This is a genomic window from Streptomyces sp. NPDC058697 (genome assembly GCF_042715345.1).
Classification (GTDB): Bacteria; Actinomycetota; Actinomycetes; order Streptomycetales; family Streptomycetaceae; genus Streptomyces; species Streptomyces liliifuscus.
In genome coordinates, this window is the sequence record NZ_JBHXSU010000006.1 from 351,818 (window position 1) to 370,607 (window position 18,790).

Below are 18,790 nucleotides of genomic sequence, written 5' to 3' on the forward strand. Positions count from 1 at the left end.
CCGGTGGGGGTTGATCGCGCAGTTCCCCGCGCCCCTTGAAAGCCCGGGGTGCCTCAGCCGGACTACGCCGTCAGATGGGCGCAGTCGTTCCACGTCTCGATCGCGGGCTCTCCGTAGGCCCAGCCCAGGATCGAGAGGGAGGTCGGGTTGAGGCGGATACGGGACGCGAAATCGATGTCCAGGCCGAGCCAGCGGGCGCCGATGGAGCGCAGGATGTGTCCGTGGGCGAAGACCAGTACGTCACGGTCGGCGGAGCGGGCCCACTCGACGATCTCGTCCGCGCGCGCGGAGACCTCGGCGAGGGTCTCGCCCCTGGGCACCCCGTCCCGCCAGATCAGCCAGTCGGGACGGCCGGCCCGGATCTCGTCGGGGGTCATGCCCTCGTACGCGCCGTAGTCCCACTCCATGAGCGTGTCCCAGGGGGTCGCCCGGTCGCCGAACCCGGCGAGTTCGCAGGTCTCACTCGCGCGTGCCAGCGGACTCGTACGGATCTCCACCCCGGGCAGGCCCTTCAGCGGGGCCCTGTGCAGGCGCTCTCCGAGCAGCTTGGCGCCGCGCCTGCCCTCCTCCAGGAGGGGGATGTCCGTCCTGCCGGTGTGCTTGCCGGACAGCGACCATTCCGTCTGTCCGTGCCGGGCCAGCAGGAAACGCGGTGCCATGGAAGGGGCCTTTCGGGGAAGATCGAGCGGTGAACCGCAGGCGAACGAGGGGTGGATCACTCCATCATCGCTCACTCACAGTTTGAGCAACCCGCTGGGCGATCTCTGCGTCTAAGACCACCGGGGGCGCGGCCACGGGGGACGCGCGCAGAACGTAAATTGGGCCAGGTCATTGCGGCCGGGAAAGCAGGAGGGGGAGGGATCGGATGTTGCGGACCGATGCACCGAGCACCGAGGCGGCACCACGTTCCCGCCTCCGCTGGTGGACCGAGCTGCCACTGATCCTGCTGGTGTACGGGGCGTACTCGGCGGGCCGGCTCCTCGCGCGCGGGGACGTGACCAGCGCCGTCGACCACGGTCTGGCGATCCTGCGCGTCGAGAAGTTCTTCTTCCTGAACGCCGAGCACCCGCTGAACCGTCTCTTCACGCGCGAGCCCTGGATCGGCATACCGGCCGACTTCTGGTACGCGTCGCTGCACTACATGGTCACGCCGGCCATCCTGGTCTGGCTCTTCCGGTCCCGTGCCGTGCGCTACAGAGCGGCCAGGACCTGGCTGATGACGTCCACGTTCATCGGTCTGATCGGTTTCACGCTGCTGCCGACCTGTCCGCCGCGGCTGCTGTCCGCGAGCCACGGGTTCGTCGACACGATGGCCCAGTACAGCGACTACGGCTGGTGGGGCGGCGAGGCGAGCGCGCCGCGCGGGCTCGGCGGCATGACGAACCAGTACGCGGCGATGCCGAGTCTGCACTGCGGCTGGGCGCTGTGGTGCGGTGTGATGCTCTGGATGTACGGTGGCACGCGGCTCACCAAGGTCGCGGGGGTCCTGTACCCACTGATCACCACGATCGTGGTGATGGGCACCGCCAACCACTACTTCCTCGACGCGGTCGCGGGCTTCGTCGTGATGGGGATCGGCTTCCTGCTGACCCGGCCGGTGCTGCGGCTCGCGGACACGCTCCGGGCGCGGCTCGGGATCCGGCCCTTCGCACCGGTCGCCGGGGTTTCCACAGGCGCCCCGCACAGCGCAGGTTCCTCAATTGTCAGTGCGGGGTGCCAGACTTCGCCGGGTGAGCGAATTCCCCGACAGCGCAAGGCCCCAGCCGTCCCGGGTACCGCCGAGCCGGGAGCCCCGGCAGGAGCCGAACCGGGAGCGAGTCCCCCCGGCGCGGGCGACGGGGCTCCGGCAGCGGCTCGCTGAGCTGCGCGGCCCCGCGGTCCCCCCGCAGCCGCTCGACGCGCGCGCCCTCGCGGCACTCGCCGCGAACCCGGGGTGCAATCGGCGCGCGATCCTCGACGGGGCGGGGGTGAACAAGGCCGCACTGGCGAGCGCGCTCGGCTCGCCGTCCGCCTTCGGTCAGTCGCAGTTCGCGTTCATGCGGGGCAACGCCTTCGAGGCGCGGGTCAAGGCCGACGGCGGCGCGGAGCTGCTGCGGCTCGTGCACGAGAAGCTGGACCCGGAGGCCGCGGCGCCCACCGCCGGCACCGTCCCCGACCTGTCCGCCGTGGGCCCCGAGGGACGCACGGCGCGTACGGCCCTTGCGCTGCGCGAGGCCACCGACGCGGGCGTCTGGACACTGCTCGACCACCCCCTGCTCGCCCTGGACGTCGCGGGCTCCCCCGCCTTCCTGGAGCCGGACGCGGTGGTCGTCCATCCCGACGGCAGCTGGACCGTCGTGGAGATCAAGTCCTTCCCGATGCTGGACGGTTCGGCGGACGCGGCAAAGGTGGGCGCGGCCGCCCGCCAGGCCGCGGTGTACGTCCTGGCACTGGAACGGGTCGCGTCCCGGCTGCCCGCGGCACCGGAAGAACAGGCGGGAGCCACGGGAGAGACGGGGGACACGGGAGACGCGAGGGCAACCCAGCTCACCCCTTCGGACCTCCCCACGGCCGCCGCCGCGACGCCGGCAGAGACACCCGGGGCGCGAAGCGCTCAGGACGGCGTCCGCACCCGCCCGCCCGAGGTGCGGCACACGGTGCTGCTGGTCTGCCCGAAGGACTTCTCCAACCTGCCCACCGCGTCCGCCGTCGACGTCCGCAAGCAGCGCTCGGTCACCCGCCGTCAGCTGGACCGCCTCACGCGTATCGAGGACATCACCGACCTGCTCCCGGAGGGCACCTGCTTCTCCCCCGACCTCCCCGCCGCCGACCTGACGGCCGCGGTGGAATCGGTCCCGGCGACCTACGCCCCCGAGTGCCTCTCCGCGTGCGAACTCGCCTTCCACTGCCGCGACCGCTCCCGAGCGGAGGGTGCGGTGACCTCACTCGGCCGCTCCCTCCGAGCCGAACTGGGCGGCCTGACGACAGTCGACGACGTCCTCTCGGCGGCCCACGGCAGATCCGGCGACCCGACCGACCCGGCGGTCGCGGCCCTGCGCAGAGCGGCCCAACTCCGAGCCGAGGCACTGGGCGACGGACAGGGGTTGCGGACGGGAGTACTGATCAGCGAGCAGAAACTGCCGTCCGAGGCACGGGGACACACGACGTGCTGAGCCCCGTCCGCCCCGGCCCTGCAAGGGGCGCGGGGAACTGCGCGAGCAACCCCCACCGCCCCGCAGCCAAAACACAACCCCCGCACACCGAACCGCACCACTCGGCGAGCCCCTCCCAGGAGGCAGCCCCATGTCCCTGATCACCACCCTCGCCCGCCTGGAAGCCGTGGACACCGGCCGAGCCCAGCCCCTGGCCACCACCCGCCACCGCCACCTCTCCCCGAGCCCCCTCGTCCTCGTACCGCTCACCACCGCAGGAGAAGCCGGGGCCCCGCTGGGGGCACTCGTCGGCACGGACCGCGAAACCCCCCGCCTCCTCGTCGTCCCCCAGCCCCGCGACCGCGACCTCCGCTTCGCGTTCCTCGCCGAACTGGCGGACATCGTCCTGCCGTACATCGACGCGTACGCCGCCGACGTCGAGCCGGCCGAGCGCAACGAGACCGACCCGGAGACCGGCAAGCGGATCAAGGTCGAGGTCGAACTGTGCGCGGACGCACCGCAGTTGATCGTCCCGAGCCGCTCGGGCATCGACTTCGTACGGCTGCTCGGCCGCTCCATGCGCTTCCGCCGCACCGCCGAGCAGGACCCGGAGACACCGCACCCGGCGCCTCCGCGCGTGCCCCTGCTAGGCCGGTGGCTCACGCACTACGGCGAGCGTTCCCGCGTACCCGGCTCCTCGCTCCTCCTCGCGCTCACCGACGTGCTGTCCCGGCACTGGGCGACCGGACAGTCCAGCCTGGAGGACCAGCACCTGGGGGCGCTGCTCGCCTGGATCGACCCGCCGCAGGGCGAGTCCGGCGCCGATGCCGCGCTCCGGGCCGAGCTGCGGCGCGACGGCAAGGGACAGCTCCTCTGCCCGCCGGCCGGGCCCGCCACCGACCCGGCGTTCGACAACAAACTGCTCGCCCCCGCCATCGAGCGCTACGACCGCGCGCGTACGGCACTCGCGGCCGCCGAGGACGGCATCGAGGCGGACGACCGGCTCGGCGACCTCACCGCCGCCGAGCGGCATATCCGCGACCTGGTGGAGAGCCGCACCCGCCCCACCTGGGACGCGGTGTGGCGCGGCCTCGACCTGCTGCGCGCCCTGCCCGAGGGCGCCCACGCGGCCGACCGGTGGACCCGGGACCGCTGGTCGTTCACCGGTCACCGGGACCGGGTCCTGGCCGGCGAGCCCCCGCAGCCGCGCCGCGACGACGCGGTGACGGCGGCGAACAAACTCGCCACGCGCGAGCGCGAACAGGCCCGTCTGGACGCCCAGGAGGCCCTCGACGACCCGCTCGTCATGGCCGGCCGGCGGCTCGCGGGCGAGGCCTTCGCGGGCGAGGTCACGGATGTCGTGATGACGTACAGCGAGGGCAAGCGGCCCAGCCCGCGCCCCCTCGTGACCGTCCGCACGGACGACCGGCCGCACTTCGGCGAACGCGCCAAGGTCTACCGCTCGCTCGGCGGCAAGGCGCAGGCGGCCGAATTCGTCGAGTACGTCCGGTACGACCAGGGGGCCGAGGGCGACGACCCCACCGACGCCCTCGGCTCCCTGGTCGTGCTGCGCGTGGTCGACAAGATGGGCCGCGGCAAGGAGCCCGAGACCGGATCCGTACCGGAGAAGGGCGACCTCGTCTGCTTCACGCTCTTCGAGCACGAACAGCGGGGCGGTGCGAAGCTTCCCGACCCGGAGGACACGCCGTGGACGCACGGCGGGCCGCCCGGCGAGACCGATGCCGCCGCCCCGCAACTCGAGGTGCAGCCCGACGCCGTGACCGAAGAGGACGTCCTGTGACCACCGTGTTCGATCCGGGCGCCGAGGCCGCCCACGCCACCGACGCGATCCTGCGCGACACCCTGCACGGGACGCACCGCGGTGTCGTGGTCGACTCCCCGCCCGGCGCCGGCAAGTCCACGCTCGTGGTCCGGGCCGCGCTCGAACTGGCCGACGCGGGGCGCCCGTTGATGGTCATCGCGCAGACGAACGCGCAGGTCGACGACCTGGTGCTGCGGCTCGCCGAGAAGAACCCCGAGCTGCCCGTCGGCCGGCTGCACAGCAGCGACGCGGACCCGTACGACAAGGCGCTCGACGACCTCCCGAACGTCCGCAAGTCAGCGAAGGCCGGGGACCTGGCCGGGCTCGACGTGGTGATCTCGACGGCCGCGAAGTGGGCTCACGTCAAGGGCGTCGAGCCGTGGCGGCACGCGATCGTCGACGAGGCGTACCAGATGCGGTCGGATGCGCTGCTGGCCGTGGCCGGGCTGTTCGAGCGGGCGCTCTTCGTGGGCGACCCGGGCCAGCTGGACCCGTTCGCGATCGTCGGCAGCGAGCAGTGGGCGGGGCTGTCGTACGACCCCTCGGCCTCCGCCGTCACGACGCTCCTCGCCCACAACCCGGAGCTGCCGCAGCACCGCCTCCCCGTCTCCTGGCGGCTTCCGGCGTCGGCGGCGCCGCTGGTCTCGGACGCGTTCTACCCCTTCACGCCGTTCCGCAGCGGTACGGGCCACGGCGACCGCCGGCTCGCCTTCGCCGTCCCGTCGGACGGTTCGGGCCCCGACCGGGTCATCGACGAGGCGGCGGAGGCGGGCTGGGGCCTGCTGGAACTGCCCGCCCGGAACACCCCGCGCACGGACCCGGAGGCAATCCGGGCGCTCGCCCAGGTCGTACGCCGCCTACTGGACCGCGGCGGCGCAGCGACATCGGAGCGCTCCCCGGACCCCGCCCCGCTGACGGCCGACCGCATCGCCGTCGGCACCGCACACCGCGACCAGGCGGCGGCCGTCCGCTCGGCCCTGGCGGAGCTGGGCGTCACGGACGTGACCGTCGACACGGCGAACCGCCTCCAGGGCCGCGAGTACGACGTGACGGTCGTCCTGCACCCCCTGTCGGGCCGCCCCGACGCAACGGCCTTCCACCTCGAAACGGGCCGCCTGTGCGTCCTGGCCTCCCGCCACCGCCACGCCTGCATCGTCGTCTGCCGAGCCGGCGTCACCGACCTCCTCGACGACCACCCGTCCACGGAACCGGTCCAGCTCGGCGTCACGGTGAAGTTCCCGGACGGCTGGGAAGCGAACCACGCGGTGCTCTCCCATCTGGCGGAACACCGGGTGGCCTGGCAGCCGTGAGCGGCGCACCGGGTCGCGTGGGAGTCGTGAGGGAGTGCGGAGGGTAGGAGAGAGCGCGCATCAGGGCCGGTCAGCCGCGCCCTGAGGCGCTCTTGCGCAGTCAAGGGACAATGGACGGTGGCCCACCAACAAGGACGGGCCGACCACCGTACGAGGAGGAGAAGTCATGGCGGAGCCCACGCCGCGTCGGAACGAGCCGCGGCTTCGCCCCGCGCCGCTGCTCTTCGAGCCCGCGGAGGCTGCTGCCGATCCCGAGCACTTTTTCGACCTGGAATCGATAGAGGATCCCCAGGCGCTGCTGGACCGGGCCACGGAGCTGACCCTCGCGTTCCGCGCGGCCACCGACCGGGCGGTCGAGTTCCAGGCGATGGCCGCCGCGCAGCTCGCCGATCCCCGCCGGTTCGACCGGCTGACGCCCGCGGCGATCGCCGAACGGGCCGAGTGGACCGAGGACTACGCGAAGAAGATGGTGGAGTTCGGCCGCGAACTCCTGCGCGGCGCGGACGCCGAGGGTTACGCGGACCCGGTCTGAGCGCCGGAGCCGGAGCCGGCGACGACGGAAGCGCCGACGGAAGCGACACCTACAGCGAGCGCCCCGGCCGCAAGTCGTACGGGCAACCGGGCCCCCGGACAACCGTGCGTCAACCGCGTATCCAAGCCAACCCCAGCCGAAAACAACCGCTGGCATATGCCAGGTGGGCAAGATACCCCACCCCGCACCCCGCCGTCCCCCATTCCCGCAACCCTCGGGGACAAGCCGTTCACCCCCGGTAGCTCTATACGACATGAGCAGCGATCGGAACCCGGCAAGCATCGCCCCCGACAGCCCCGGCCCGGGCCACGGCCACGGCACGAGCCACAGCACCGGCACCGGCACCGGCACCGGCACCGTCGAACCGCTCCCCGACCGGTTCGACGTCTCGGGGGTCACCTCCGAGGGCGCCGCCTGGCTCGCCTCGACAGGAACGTACCCGCGCGGCACGCTCGGCTTCTGGGAGGACCGGCCCGCCGCCCCGGTGGTCCTGTCCTGCGGCTCCGCCTTCGACGTCGTCAACGCGCCCGCGGTCTTCGGCCGCCGCATGCTGGACCGGCTGTGGGACGAGGGCCCGGGCTCGGGCCCTGTCGCCACCTACCGGGGCCGGATGCTCCTGTTCGCCGCGCCCGGCACCGCACAGCGGCTGCCCGCACTCCTGGAGTGGGAGGAGTGGGGCTCGGGCGGCGCCTCGGAGCGCGCCCGGACCGTCCCGCCGCTCCTCTGCCACGGCACCGGTGACGCGGTGACGGTCCCGCCCCCCGCCCCGGCCGTCCGGGCGGCTCCCCGCACCGGCTCCCGTCCCGCCGCGGAATCCCGCTGGCTGGTCGCCCCCGACACCCGCCACCCGTGGCTGCCGACCCCGGCGATCCTGCTCTGGGCGGCGATACGAGCTGCCCGGTCAGCGGCCCGCCGACGCGTCCCCGAGCCCTCCCCCGAGGCCCCGATATCGATTTTTCCTCGCGCCGATCAGGATGCTAAGGTCTACGACGTCAGCAAGCGCCGCTAGCTCAGTTGGTTAGAGCAGCTGACTCTTAATCAGCGGGTCCGGGGTTCGAGTCCCTGGCGGCGCACGATGGTGATGGCGAGGCGTGTTCGCGGAAAGCGCGAACCACCTCGCCATCGTCGTTCCTGCGCGGCTTCGCCGCGCGTTGTGGGGGCTTCGCCACCCACACCCCCGGCTGCCGACGGTGCGGACCCCGCCCAGGAGGTCAGCCGGCGGTCGAGATCGTCACCGTCCACGCCCCCGAAGCCGTCCGGCCCTCCACCTCGACGCGCAGGTTCTCGCCCGGCACCGTGAAGGTCTCCCCGAGGCCGACCGGCGCGTCGGCGAGCGGCGGATAGACCGAGTCGTCCCAGCAGGCCGCGGACGAGGGGTGCGCGTCGACGACCTCGATCGGGCCGCCGCCGGACTGGGTCCCGCCGCGCACGCGGTAGACGAGCACTCCCTGTGAGCAGACCGCCGCGTCGTTGCCGATCGGCCCGCGCGCCTCGAAGGCGACCGCAGTGTCCGGCCCGGTCCGCACCACCGCCAGTTTCGTCCCATTCCCGGACCCGAATCCCATGCCGTGCGACTCCGGCCCGGCACCGGGAACACCCGCCCTCACGAAGGCCTCCGAACCCGCCGCGGCCACCCCGGGCCCCGCCCCCAGAGACTCCAGCGTCAGCCGCGTACCCCGGCCGCCCGCACCCCGCACACACGCCACCTGGCGTGTTTCCAGCCACCCGAGTTTCCACTTGTGCCAGCCGAACAGGTCGGGCGCCAGGCCGAACTGGCTGCCCATGAGGTCCCAGTCGCCGACGTACGTGTCCCAGTCGCCCTTGCCGTCGGAGGGGCGGTGGTAGAGGTCGGGGAGGTCGAAGACGTGTCCGGTCTCGTGGGCCAGGACCAGCCGGTCCGGCGGATGCTTCTCGAAGACCGTGACGACCCGGCGGATGTCCTTCCCGTCGGCCCGCAGCGGCGTGTCCATGTTCACCACCTTCGTCGCGTCCGAGTCCACGCCGGGCGCGTCCGGGTCGGCGACGAAGTAGACGATGTCGTAGCGGGAGAAGTCGACCCGGTCGTCCGCCGCGGCGAGGGCGTCGCGCAGATACGCCGAGCGCGCCGCCGCGTTCCAGTCGCGCTGTATGGCGTACGAGGTGGAGGCGCGCGGCATCCGGATCCACTCGGTGAGCGGGTGCGGGCGGAGCTGGAACCTGCCGTACGAGGCCCGTTCGAAGAAGCGGCTGGTGGCGGGGAAGTAGTCGGCCGTCAGTTCGTCGGGCGTGGTCAGCGGGTCGGCGTCCGGGAAGGAGAGGAAGACCATGACGGCGTCGAGGCGGCTGGTGGGGCGCGGGTAGGCGGCGTTCCAGGTGTCCAGGCCCTCCGAGTGGTGCGCCTCGGTGCGCTTGAGGGCGCACGGCATGGAGAGCGGGACGGCGACCGAGGGGCCCGTCACCAGGGAGGTGGCGGCGAGGGCCGTCATGGAGGTGAACACGGCCGCCGGCGCGTGCCACCACCGTTCGCGCCAGGTCTGCCCCCACCATGCCGGTACACGCCGGACCGGCCCGGGCCGGCGCGGAAAGGGCCGGCGGAGGCCTCGCCGACGGGGCCGAACCCCGCCACGGGTGAGCCCCTTGAGGGGGAGCAGACGCGGCACGTCGACCTCCGGATGCGGAATTCGGGATACCGCACCCAGCCTGTGCCGGTTTGATCGTTTACGCCCTGTTTATCTGAACCAAAGGAGTGAGAGGGCCGACATCCGACCGAGAACATCGGGGAGCACCAGGGGGGCGCCAGGACACGCCGACACCCCGAGCACTCACGGAACGTCACAAGTGATCGGCCGGTGAAGGAACCCGTCCAGCTGCGGGCAGAAACGATCTGTCAGAGAGAGGGGTTCATCCGGGACACTGGACAGTAGCTGGAAGGCCCTACGGCCAACCTCTATGATCGGCACACTTTCCTGCGCGGACACGGCTAGAGCGGCCGTCCACCACCGGCCGACCCCCCGACGAGACCTGTACGACGAACGAGTGCACAGCGGGAGCGAACGGTGAGCGGAACGTCCGATGGGCCGGCGCCCGCGGTAGACCTCGTCCGGCCGGCCGTCACAGAGAGTCACATCGCGGCCTCTCGTCGCGTCGGGACCCCTCCTCACGAGGAACGGGTCCCACGCGTCGAGTCCCTGGTCGCACCCCCTCTGGACCTCTCGGCGGGACTCCCCGCCGAGCTACCGGCCGGGCTTCCGGCCGACTTCCTCGCCGGATTCCCGTCGGGTCTGTCGGCGGGACTTCCGGCGCGGCTCTCGGCCGGTCCGCCCGCCGGCCTCCCGCCGCACCCGGGGATCGACTTCGAGGCCGACGGCCACCCCCACACCGGCACCGATCCGCGTGCCGACGCCTACCCCCACCCCCACCCCAGTACCGGCGACGGAGCCCGTCCCGGAACCGACACCGAGGCCGCCACACGTACATTCCGCGCCACTTTCGCCGCCGCGCCCCTCGCGATGGCCGTCGTGGACCGGGAAGGCCTGGTCGTCACGGCCAACGACACCCTGGCCGCGCTCCTCGGCGCGGGCCCCGAAGGGCTCACCGGCCGGATCGCCGCCGACCTGGTGGACCTCGCCTCGGACGCCCGTACGTGGCACGCGTACCGCGAGGTGCTCCGCGGCCGGCAGGCCAGGCTCCGCTGCACCCGACGTCTCAAACACCCCGACGGCCACTCCCTCTGGGCCCAGGTGACGGTCAGTCCGCTGCCCGAGGAGGAGCGCGCGGTGCTGCTCTCGGTCTCCGACATCAGCGCCCGCCGCGAACTCCAGGCCCGGCTGCGCCACTTGCAGATGCACGACCCGGTGACCCGGCTGCCCAACCGCACCCTGTTCTTCGAGCGGCTCGCGGCCGCCCTGGAGGCGGAGGCGTACGAGGAGTCCGGCACCGGCCGGATCGGGCTCTGCTATCTGGACCTCGACGGATTCAAGGCGGTCAACGACACACTCGGCCACCGCGTCGGCGACCGGCTGCTCGCGGCCGTCGCCGAGCGCCTGACGCGCTGCGCGAACGAGGCGGGGTACGCGCGGCCGGCCACTCCCCTGGTCGCCCGGCTCGGCGGCGACGAGTTTGCGCTGCTGGTCGAGGACTCCACGGGTACGGAGCAGCTCGCGGACCTCGCCGACTCCGTACTGAAGTCCCTGCAGGTGCCGTTCGACCTGTCCGGGCAGCGGCTCTCGGTCTCGGCCTCGATCGGTGTCGTCGAGCGGCACGCGGCCGGCACCACCGCGACGGGTCTGATGCAGGCCGCCGACACGACGCTGTACTGGGCGAAGGCCGACGGAAAGTCCCGCTGGACGCTGTTCGACCCGGAGCGCAACGCCCACCGGATGACCCGCCAGGCCCTCTCCTCCACGCTCCGCCCGGCCATCGAGAAGGGCGAGTTCGCGCTGGAGTACCAGCCGCTCGTATGCATGGAGGACGGCGGGGTGCGCGGGGTCGAGGCGCTGGTGCGATGGAACCATCCTCAGTTCGGCACACTGACGCCGAATCGGTTCATCGGACTTGCCGAGGAGGACGGTTCGATCGTGCAGCTGGGCCGCTGGGTGCTGGCCACCGCCTGCCGGCAGGCGCGCCGCTGGCAGCTGGATCACCCGGACGCGGAACCGATCTTCGTCAGTGTGAACGTGGCCGTGCGTCAGGTCTGGGACTCCGACCTGGTGGCGGACGTGGCGGCCACGCTCGCGGAGACCGGACTCGCCCCGCATCTGCTCCAGCTGGAGCTGACCGAGTCCGCGGTGATGGGCTCCGCGGGCCGCCCGCTCCAGGCCCTCCAGGCCCTGAGCAACATGGGCGTACGCATCGCCATCGACGACTTCGGCACGGGCTACTCGAACCTCGCCTACCTCAGCCGGCTGCCGGTCTCGGTGCTGAAGCTCGACGGGTCGTTCGTGCGCGGCTTCCAGTACGAGAGCGGCGACGGCTCGGCGGCCCCGCCCAACCCGGCCGACGAGGTGGTCGTCGAGGCGATGATCCAGCTCGCGCACCGGCTCGGTCTGACGGTCACCGCGGAGTGCGTGGAGACCGCGGGGCAGGCGTCACGGCTGCGGCGTATCGGCTGCGACACCGGCCAGGGGTGGCTCTACTCCCGGCCGGTGGCGGCGGATCGTATCTCCGCGCTGTTGACGGCGGCGGCCTGTTCTCAGGCTTGAGGCTCCCCGGCCCCGGGCCTGCCGGCCGTGGGCAACCCGTAGGCGTCCGCGATCAGTTCGTAGGAGCGCAGGCGCAGGTCGCCGTTGTGGGCGACGGCGGTGAGCATCAACTCGTCGGCGCCGGTGCGCTTCTGGAGGTCGTCGAGGCCGGAGCGGACCTCGTCGGCGGTGCCGTGGATGACGTTCGCGTTCCAGGAGTCGACGAACTCCCGTTCCATCGGGCTGAACTCGTACGCCTCCGCCTCCTCCGGGGTGGGGACCAGGCCGGGGCGGCCGGTGCGCAGGCGGACCATGTTCAGCGCGGCCGCCATGATCTGGCGGCTGGCCTCCTTCTCGTCGTCCGTCGCGAGGGCGGAGACGCCGATCAGGGCGTAGGGCGAGTCGAGTACGGCCGACGGGCGGAAGGACTCGCGGTAGAGGTCGAGCGCCGGGATCGTGTTCTGCGCCGAGAAGTGGTGCGCGAAGGCGAAGGGCAGACCCAGGGTGCCCGCGAGGCGGGCGCTGAAGCCGGAGGAGCCGAGCAGCCAGATCGGCGGGCGGTGCGGGGACTGGACTCCGCCGGGGGAGGTCGCCTGGACGGGGCCCGGAACCGCGTGGATGCGGGCGTAGGGGTGGCCGGGCGGGAAGTCGTCGTCCAGGAAGCGGGTGAGCTCCGCGAGCTGCTCGGGGAAGTCGTCCGCGCCCTCGTTGAGGCGGTCCGTGCGGCGGAGGGCCGCGGCTGTGGCGCCGTCCGTGCCGGGGGCTCGGCCGAGGCCCAGGTCGATGCGGCCCGGGGCCATCGCCTCCAGGGTGCCGAACTGCTCCGCGATGACCAGCGGGGCGTGGTTCGGGAGCATGACGCCGCCCGAGCCTAGGCGGATGCGGGTCGTGTGGGCGGCCAGGTGGGCGAGGATCACGGCCGGGGAGGTGGAGGCCACGCCCGGCATGGAGTGGTGTTCGGCCACCCAGTAGCGGTGGAAGCCCCTGTCCTCCGCCAGGCGGGAGAGCTTGACGCTGGTGCGCAGGGCGTCCGTCGCGGTGCGGCCGGCGCCTACCGTGACCAGGTCGAGGACGGAGAGGGGTACCTGCGCGGTCCCCTTCGCCTCCGCCCTGATCTCGTCGGGTTCGCTGGTGGTGTGGTCCGGTGCCGCCACGGGGGTCCTCCTGTTTGCTACGACGCGTTGTCCGCCGTGCCGTAACAGGAGGTTGGCTCCGCTTTATTCCCTCGCCCCCGCCACCCCTACCCATTCCCGTCCCTTTTCGGGGACCAGCCCCCGAACCCCCGCTCCTCAAACGCCGGAGGGGCTAGGTGGGTGGGGGGCGGACGTGGGTGGGTGGGTTGACCGGGGTGGGTGGCGGAGGTGGGTGGGGGGGGCGGACGTCGGTGGGTGGGTTGACCGGGGTGGGTGGCGGACGTAGGTGGGAGGCGGACGTAGGTAGAGGGCGGACGTGGGTGGGTGGGTTGATCGAGGTGGGTGGCGGACGTAGGTGGGAGGCGGACGTAGGTAGAGGGCGGACGTGGGTGGGTGGGTTGACCGAGGTGGGTGGGGATCGTCCTCAAACGCCGAGCGGGCTGGAAAGCAGGGGGCGCAGCCCCCGCTTTCCAGGGGCGCGGGGAACTGCGCGACCAGCCACAGCGCACCCGCACCCGAAATCGCACCACCGGGGCCTGGGGCGGAGCCCCAGAAGGATGGGACGGGTAGGGGCGGCGGGGGCGGAAAAGCCCTGCCTCCGCCCCCGCCGGGCCCGTCACACCTGGACGATCGGTTCCCTGGTGAAGAGGGTGCCGAGCTCGGGGGCGTTCACGCGGCGGTCTGTGAGGCGGAGGGCCTCCCAGACCGTGACCTGGTTGGCGGTCAGGACCGCCTTGCCGAGTTCCTTTTCCAGGGCCGGGATGTGGGACGCCGTGTGGAGGGCGGTGTCGGGCAGGAGGACGACCTCCGCCTCAGGGTGGTCGCCCGCCCGGGCCAGGGCCAGCACCTCGGCCTCACCCCACGTACCCACCTCGGCCGCCGTGATGATCCCGGAACTGCGCACACCGAGGACGTCCAGACCCGCGTCCCCCAGGAAGTTCCCGAAGAGAACAGCCACGTCGTCGGGGTACGTCGCGGCGATCGCGACCCGCTTCACGCCCAGCTCCCGTACGGCATGGACGAACGCGAAGGACGTCGAGGAGGCCGGCAGCCCCGCCGTCGTGGCGAGCGTGCGGACCTGGTCGTGGGCGCCCTCCCAGCCGTAGACGAAACTGCCGCTCGTGCAGGCCCAGACCACCGCCTCGGCACCGGACAGGCGCAGCTCCTCGATCCCGGCGGCGAGGCGTGCCGCCGAGCCCATCTCCAGCAGCGCGTCCACGCGATGGGCGTCCTCACCGATGTCCGTGTGGACGAGCTGGAGGCGGATGTCGCTGCCAAGGAGCTGCTCGATGCGCGGGTAGTCGTCCTCGGCCGAGTGGCCCGGGTAGAGGAATCCGAGAGCCGTCATGCCCAACCTTCCTGTTCTTCCGGCAGTGCGGGCGGTACGGGCCGCGCTCGCGCCGACTCGTCGATCAGCGCCTGATACGGCCCTACTGCCCGGGTACCCAGGTGGCGCAGGGCAGCCCACATCGTCACCTGGTTGGCCGAGATCACCGGGATGCGCAGCTCGGCCTCCAGCTGCGGGATGACGTCGTAGGTGGGGAGATTCGTACAGCTGATGAAGAGGGCGTCCGCATGGCCGCGTACGGCGTCACGCGCCATATCGACCACATTGCGGTACGGGACCTTCCAGATGTGCCTGGTCAGGCCCATGTAGGCGCGGCCGGTGACCGTGATGCCCGCCTCGGCGAGGTACTCCTCCAGGGACTGGGTCACGGAGACGGTGTACGGCGTGACGAGCGCGATCCGCCGGGCGCCCAGCTCCTCCAGTGCCGCCAGGAGGGCGCCGGACGTGGTCACGGACGGGATCTCGCCGGCCCGGGTCATGGCCTCGCACATCGCGCGCTCGCCCGGGATGCCGCCGACGAAGCTGCCGGACGTGCAGGCGTACGCGACGATCTCCGGCCCGACGGCGTTCAGCGCGCGCACCGCGTCGCCGAGCGTCTCGTGCTCGCTGACCAGCCGGGCCAGGTCGAGGCTGACCTCCACGGGCACGAACGGCGTACGGGTGAGGTGGAGTGAGACCTCGTCGGGGACCCAGCGCCACAGTTCACGGTCGAGAGCGAAATCGAAGGGAGCGACGACGCCGACACCCCTTTGAGGGTGTGGTCCACCAAGGAAGGAGACGTCCATGAGCAGCCCCAAACTCAGGTCGAACAAGCGGTGGTGACCGGCCGGGAGGGCCGGGGGGACACAAGCCGGCGCATGCCGGGACGTCGGGACAGGGGAACGGACGGGACTCCGGGATTCCCACGGAAACTAGCCCTTGTTGACGAAGGTAGGTTCCGGTGCGAGCGTGGTCAATCCGCGCATCTGAGACGGCTGTGCGCCCCCGGCCCGACGGCCGGTCCCAGACGGCTCGGCCGATGTCCGGCAAGCACTCAGAGCCCGGCGTCCAGCGTCCAGATACCAGAGAAGCGGACCCTCGTTGCGAAATGGTTTCCCCCCGATGACCTCTGCCACGCCCCCGAACCTGGCCGAAAAGACAACCCTTCTGGTGCTCGACGCCGATCCGCCTCCCCGGCTCGGCCGGCTCACCGGCCGGGTGCGGGTCGAGCACGCCGACGAGTCGTCGCTGGCCGCGCTCCTGCCCACCGCGGACGTCCTGCTGGTCTGGGACTTCGCCTCGCACGCCGTGCGCCGGGCCTGGCCGGGCGAGGGCCCGCGACCGCGCTGGGTGCACACGGCGAGCGCGGGCGTGGACCATCTGATGTGCCCCGAACTCGCCGCGTCCGACACGCTGGTGACGAACGCGCGCGGTGTCTTCGACCAGCCGATCGCGGAGTACGTGGCCGCGCTCGTCCTCGCCATGGCCAAGGATCTGCCGCGCACCTGGGACCTGCAGCGGGCCCGGGAGTGGCGGCACCGCGAGTCGCAGCGGATCGCCGGCACGCGCGCGTGCGTGGTCGGTTCCGGACCGATCGGGCGCGCGATCGAGGGGACGTTGAAGGCCCTCGGCATCACGACGGCGCTCGTGGGGCGCACCCCGCGCGCGGGGGTGCACGGCCCGGAGGACCTCGACCGGCTGATGGCCCGCGCCGACTGGGTGGTGTCCGCGGCGCCGCTCACCGAGGACACGTACGGGATGTTCGACGCGCGGCGTTTTGGACTGATGCAGCCGTCGGCACGCTTCGTGAACGTCGGTCGCGGGCAGCTTGTGATCGAGGAAGCGCTGGCCGAGGCTCTCGCGAGCCGCTGGATCGCGGGGGCGGCGCTCGACGTCTTCGAGCACGAACCGCTGGGCCCCGACAGCCCGTTGTGGGCGGCCCCGGACCTCATCGTGTCGCCGCACATGAGCGGGGACACGGTGGGCTGGCGGGACGAACTCGGTGCGCAGTTCGTGGAGTTGTACGAGCTCTGGGAGGCGGGAGAGCCGCTGCCGAACGTCGTCGACAAACAGCGTGGATACGTACCTGGCCACTGAGACACGTCCACTGAAGCACGTCCACTGAGGCACGTTGGAGGGGCGGATGACCGAGCTCACCGAGCTGACCGCTGTACGACTCGTCGAGGGATACCGCAAGGGCGAATTCAGCCCCGTGGACGCGGTGCGGGCCGCGCTGCGCAGGGCCGAGGAGGTCCAGACCGCGGTGAACGCGTTCGTACGCGTCGAGGCGGACACGGCCCTCGCGCAGGCCCGGGAGTCGGCCGAGCGGTGGCGCCGCGGCGAGCCGGCCGGGCTGGTCGACGGGGTGCCGGTCTCGGTGAAGGACATCCTGCTGATGCGCGGCGGGCCGACGCTCAAGGGCTCCAAGACGATCTCCCCCGAGGGCCGTTGGGACGAGGACGCGCCCTCCGTGGCCCGGCTGCGCGAGCACGGGGCCGTGTTCGTCGGCCGGACGACGACACCCGAGTTCGGCTGGAAGGGCGTCACGGACTCGCCCCAGGCGGGCGTGACCCGGAACCCGTACGACCTCTCGCGCACCTCGGGCGGGTCCAGCGGCGGCAGCGCGGCGGCCGTGGCGCTGGGCGCGGGCCCGCTGTCCCTCGGTACGGACGGGGGCGGCAGCGTCCGTATCCCCGGCGCCTTCTGCGGGATCTTCGCGCTGAAGGCGACGTACGGGAGGGTGCCGCTGTATCCCGCGAGCGCGTTCGGGACGCTGGCGCACGTCGGGCCGATGACACGGGACGCGGCGGACGCGGCCCTGATGATGGACGTCATCAGCGGCCCCGACCCACGCGACTGGTCGCAGCTCGGCCCGGTGAACGGCTCCTTCGTGGACGGGCTGGCCGGCGGGGTGCGGGGGTTGCGCGTCGCGTACTCGCCCTCCCTCGGCGGGCAGGTGGCTGTCCAGCCCGGGGTCGCGGCGGCGGTGCGGCGCGGGGTGGAGGGGCTCGCGTCCCTCGGGGCGTACGTCGAGGAGGCCGACCCCGACTTCACGGATCCCGTCGAGGCGTTCCACACCCTGTGGTTCGGCGGGGCCGCCCGGGTCACCCAGCGGCTCGGCCCCGACCAGCGGAAACTGCTGGATCCGGGGCTGCGGGAGATCTGTGAGGCGGGGGCCCGGTCCAGCGCGCTCGATTACCTCGCGGCGGTGGACGTACGCATGGAACTCGGCCGCCGGATGGGCCTCTTCCACGAGACCTACGACGTCCTGGTCACGCCGACGATCCCGATCACCGCGTTCGAGGCGGGCATGGAGGTTCCTCGCAGCTCGGGCCACCGCCGGTGGACTGGGTGGACCCCCTTCACCTACCCCTTCAACATGACGCAGCAGCCGGCGGCGACGGTCCCGGTGGGCGTGGACGGCTCCGGTCTCCCGGTGGGGCTCCAGATCGTGGCCGCCCGCCATCAGGACGCGCTGGTCCTGCGGACGGCTCATGCGTTGTACGAGGCGGGGGTGGGCGGGGTTGCCCCGCCGCCCCTGAACTGAGCGTGCCGTTGGAAGGCCGGTGATTCGACTGCGGGCCCGTCGTGGCTGGTCGCGCAGTTCCCCGCGCCCCTAAAAAGCGGGGCTGCGCCCCTGGCTTTTACCTTTGGGGGCGCGGGGAACGGCGCAGTCTTTAGGGGCGCGGGGAACTGCGCGATCAACCCCCACCGGCCCGCGGTGAACAAAACACGTCAACCACCCACCCCCCAGGGGCGCGGGGAACTGCGCGATCAGCCCCCACCGGCCCGCAGCCGACGCACCACCCTCAGCCCCACCGCCCCTACACCCGGGAGAAGCTCAGCGTCTCCCCCAGCGCGCCCGCGCGCCAGAGGTCGTTGCACGCCTCGGCCATCGCGTCCAAGCCCTCCACCACCTGCCCCCACACAATCCCCGGCACCCACCCCACATCCCCGTTGAGCAGGAGATTGTTGCGCTCGTAGAACAGGGCAAGGTCGATCACCGGAGCGCCGGCCTGGACACCGGCGCCCGAGCCGTATCCGTACGCCTGCGTACCCAGCTGCGTACCGGAGAAGGAGAAATAGCAGAGGTCGCCCGGAATGGGCGTGACGGTCGGGTTCTCCAGCGGCGGCTCGGCCGGGGCGAACGCCGGGAACAGGGCGTAGATCTCGTTGCGGGCGTACTTCGCGTGATACACGTCACTGCTCAGCGGCAGCGCGTTCCACACCGCCTCGCAGGTGATCGGCGCACGGTCGTCGAGGAGCTTCGCAGTGCAGTGGACTCCGCGCTTGGACAGGGACACGTCGATGTAGCGGTCGGTCATGATTTCCATGGTCCACCCCGGGTCAAGAGGGCCCTCCGCAAACGGGGCGCA

15 protein-coding genes and 1 tRNA gene are annotated in these 18,790 nt (G+C 72.3%); 10 read left to right on the plus strand and 6 right to left on the minus strand.

Going from position 1 to position 18,790, the window contains the following annotated elements; translation table 11 throughout:
* Nucleotides 1-62: 62 nt before the first annotated feature.
* Complete coding sequence (locus ACFWXQ_RS17485; protein WP_383943244.1) at nucleotides 63-659, minus strand: histidine phosphatase family protein; 597 nt, start codon at nucleotides 657-659, stop codon at nucleotides 63-65.
* 206 nt (nucleotides 660-865) lie between these two features.
* Between ACFWXQ_RS17485 and ACFWXQ_RS17490 the strand changes: the two genes are divergently transcribed.
* From ACFWXQ_RS17490 to ACFWXQ_RS17520, 7 genes are all read left to right on the plus strand, one after another.
* Nucleotides 866-1,861, plus strand: coding sequence for a phosphatase PAP2 family protein (locus ACFWXQ_RS17490; RefSeq protein ID WP_383943247.1), 996 nt, complete (start codon nucleotides 866-868; stop codon nucleotides 1,859-1,861).
* Nucleotide 1,862: 1 nt separating this feature from the next.
* Nucleotides 1,863-3,152, plus strand: a complete 1,290-nt coding sequence (locus ACFWXQ_RS17495; protein ID WP_383943275.1) for a hypothetical protein — start codon at nucleotides 1,863-1,865, stop codon at nucleotides 3,150-3,152.
* Nucleotides 3,153-3,282: 130 nt separating this feature from the next.
* Complete coding sequence (locus ACFWXQ_RS17500; protein ID WP_383943251.1) at nucleotides 3,283-4,932, plus strand: hypothetical protein; 1,650 nt, start codon at nucleotides 3,283-3,285, stop codon at nucleotides 4,930-4,932.
* Nucleotides 4,929-6,263, plus strand: a complete 1,335-nt coding sequence (locus ACFWXQ_RS17505; protein WP_383943254.1) for an AAA domain-containing protein — start codon at nucleotides 4,929-4,931, stop codon at nucleotides 6,261-6,263. The genes ACFWXQ_RS17500 and ACFWXQ_RS17505 overlap by 4 nt, the downstream gene beginning before the upstream one ends.
* A gap of 166 nt (nucleotides 6,264-6,429) precedes the next feature.
* A complete protein-coding gene (locus ACFWXQ_RS17510) occupies nucleotides 6,430-6,795 on the plus strand; it encodes a hypothetical protein (protein WP_143632492.1) in 366 nt (121 codons plus the stop codon).
* 253 nt (nucleotides 6,796-7,048) lie between these two features.
* Nucleotides 7,049-7,804, plus strand: a complete 756-nt coding sequence (locus ACFWXQ_RS17515) for a hypothetical protein (RefSeq protein ID WP_383943258.1) — start codon at nucleotides 7,049-7,051, stop codon at nucleotides 7,802-7,804.
* A tRNA-Lys gene (locus tag ACFWXQ_RS17520) sits at nucleotides 7,795-7,868 on the plus strand. Before ACFWXQ_RS17515 ends, ACFWXQ_RS17520 begins: the two co-directional genes overlap by 10 nt.
* A 138-nt stretch (nucleotides 7,869-8,006) precedes the next feature.
* Here ACFWXQ_RS17520 and ACFWXQ_RS17525 read toward each other — a convergent pair.
* The gene (locus ACFWXQ_RS17525) at nucleotides 8,007-9,260 is read right to left on the minus strand and encodes a M6 family metalloprotease domain-containing protein (RefSeq protein WP_383943261.1); all 1,254 of its coding nucleotides are present in this window, start codon (nucleotides 9,258-9,260) and stop codon (nucleotides 8,007-8,009) included.
* A 570-nt stretch (nucleotides 9,261-9,830) separates the two neighbouring features.
* Here ACFWXQ_RS17525 and ACFWXQ_RS17530 point away from each other — a divergent pair.
* Nucleotides 9,831-11,975: a putative bifunctional diguanylate cyclase/phosphodiesterase gene (locus tag ACFWXQ_RS17530; RefSeq protein ID WP_383943264.1), complete on the plus strand. Its 2,145-nt coding sequence runs from the start codon at nucleotides 9,831-9,833 to the stop codon at nucleotides 11,973-11,975.
* On the opposite strand, the gene ACFWXQ_RS17535 is transcribed toward ACFWXQ_RS17530, so the two are convergent.
* The 3 genes from ACFWXQ_RS17535 to ACFWXQ_RS17545 all read right to left on the minus strand — a co-directional run bounded on the left by ACFWXQ_RS17535 (nucleotide 11,966) and on the right by ACFWXQ_RS17545 (nucleotide 15,220).
* Entirely contained in the window at nucleotides 11,966-13,108 is a 1,143-nt protein-coding gene (locus ACFWXQ_RS17535; RefSeq protein ID WP_383943267.1) for an LLM class flavin-dependent oxidoreductase, read from the minus strand. The two genes, ACFWXQ_RS17530 and ACFWXQ_RS17535, sit on opposite strands and share 10 nt — an antisense overlap.
* Nucleotides 13,109-13,703: 595 nt before the next feature.
* The gene (locus ACFWXQ_RS17540) at nucleotides 13,704-14,435 is read right to left on the minus strand and encodes a decarboxylase (protein WP_383937415.1); all 732 of its coding nucleotides are present in this window, start codon (nucleotides 14,433-14,435) and stop codon (nucleotides 13,704-13,706) included.
* Nucleotides 14,432-15,220, minus strand: coding sequence for an aspartate/glutamate racemase family protein (locus ACFWXQ_RS17545; RefSeq protein ID WP_383937413.1), 789 nt, complete (start codon nucleotides 15,218-15,220; stop codon nucleotides 14,432-14,434). The genes ACFWXQ_RS17540 and ACFWXQ_RS17545 overlap by 4 nt, the downstream gene beginning before the upstream one ends.
* Before the next feature lie 316 nt (nucleotides 15,221-15,536).
* Here ACFWXQ_RS17545 and ACFWXQ_RS17550 point away from each other — a divergent pair, with 316 nt between their 5' ends.
* Together ACFWXQ_RS17550 and ACFWXQ_RS17555 are read left to right on the plus strand one after the other, a co-directional pair.
* Complete coding sequence (locus tag ACFWXQ_RS17550; protein WP_383937411.1) at nucleotides 15,537-16,511, plus strand: D-2-hydroxyacid dehydrogenase; 975 nt, start codon at nucleotides 15,537-15,539, stop codon at nucleotides 16,509-16,511.
* A 46-nt stretch (nucleotides 16,512-16,557) separates the two neighbouring features.
* Entirely contained in the window at nucleotides 16,558-17,961 is a 1,404-nt protein-coding gene (locus ACFWXQ_RS17555) for an amidase (protein WP_383937409.1), read from the plus strand.
* Nucleotides 17,962-18,238: 277 nt separating this feature from the next.
* Here the strand turns inward: ACFWXQ_RS17555 and ACFWXQ_RS17560 are convergent, their stop codons facing one another.
* Nucleotides 18,239-18,739: a DUF3830 family protein gene (locus ACFWXQ_RS17560; protein WP_307524021.1), complete on the minus strand. Its 501-nt coding sequence runs from the start codon at nucleotides 18,737-18,739 to the stop codon at nucleotides 18,239-18,241.
* Nucleotides 18,740-18,790: the final 51 nt, after the last annotated feature.

Coding starts and splice junctions, on each gene's coding strand:
- ACFWXQ_RS17485 (WP_383943244.1), bottom strand. CDS start 659: ATGGCACCGCGTTTCCTGCTGGCCCGGCACGGACAGACGGAATGGTCG.
- ACFWXQ_RS17490 (WP_383943247.1), top strand. CDS start 866: ATGTTGCGGACCGATGCACCGAGCACCGAGGCGGCACCACGTTCCCGC.
- ACFWXQ_RS17500 (WP_383943251.1), top strand. CDS start 3,283: ATGTCCCTGATCACCACCCTCGCCCGCCTGGAAGCCGTGGACACCGGC.
- ACFWXQ_RS17510 (WP_143632492.1), top strand. CDS start 6,430: ATGGCGGAGCCCACGCCGCGTCGGAACGAGCCGCGGCTTCGCCCCGCG.
- ACFWXQ_RS17515 (WP_383943258.1), top strand. CDS start 7,049: ATGAGCAGCGATCGGAACCCGGCAAGCATCGCCCCCGACAGCCCCGGC.
- ACFWXQ_RS17525 (WP_383943261.1), bottom strand. CDS start 9,260: ATGACGGCCCTCGCCGCCACCTCCCTGGTGACGGGCCCCTCGGTCGCC.
- ACFWXQ_RS17540 (WP_383937415.1), bottom strand. CDS start 14,435: ATGACGGCTCTCGGATTCCTCTACCCGGGCCACTCGGCCGAGGACGAC.
- ACFWXQ_RS17545 (WP_383937413.1), bottom strand. CDS start 15,220: ATGGACGTCTCCTTCCTTGGTGGACCACACCCTCAAAGGGGTGTCGGC.
- ACFWXQ_RS17550 (WP_383937411.1), top strand. CDS start 15,537: ATGACCTCTGCCACGCCCCCGAACCTGGCCGAAAAGACAACCCTTCTG.
- ACFWXQ_RS17555 (WP_383937409.1), top strand. CDS start 16,558: ATGACCGAGCTCACCGAGCTGACCGCTGTACGACTCGTCGAGGGATAC.
- ACFWXQ_RS17560 (WP_307524021.1), bottom strand. CDS start 18,739: ATGACCGACCGCTACATCGACGTGTCCCTGTCCAAGCGCGGAGTCCAC.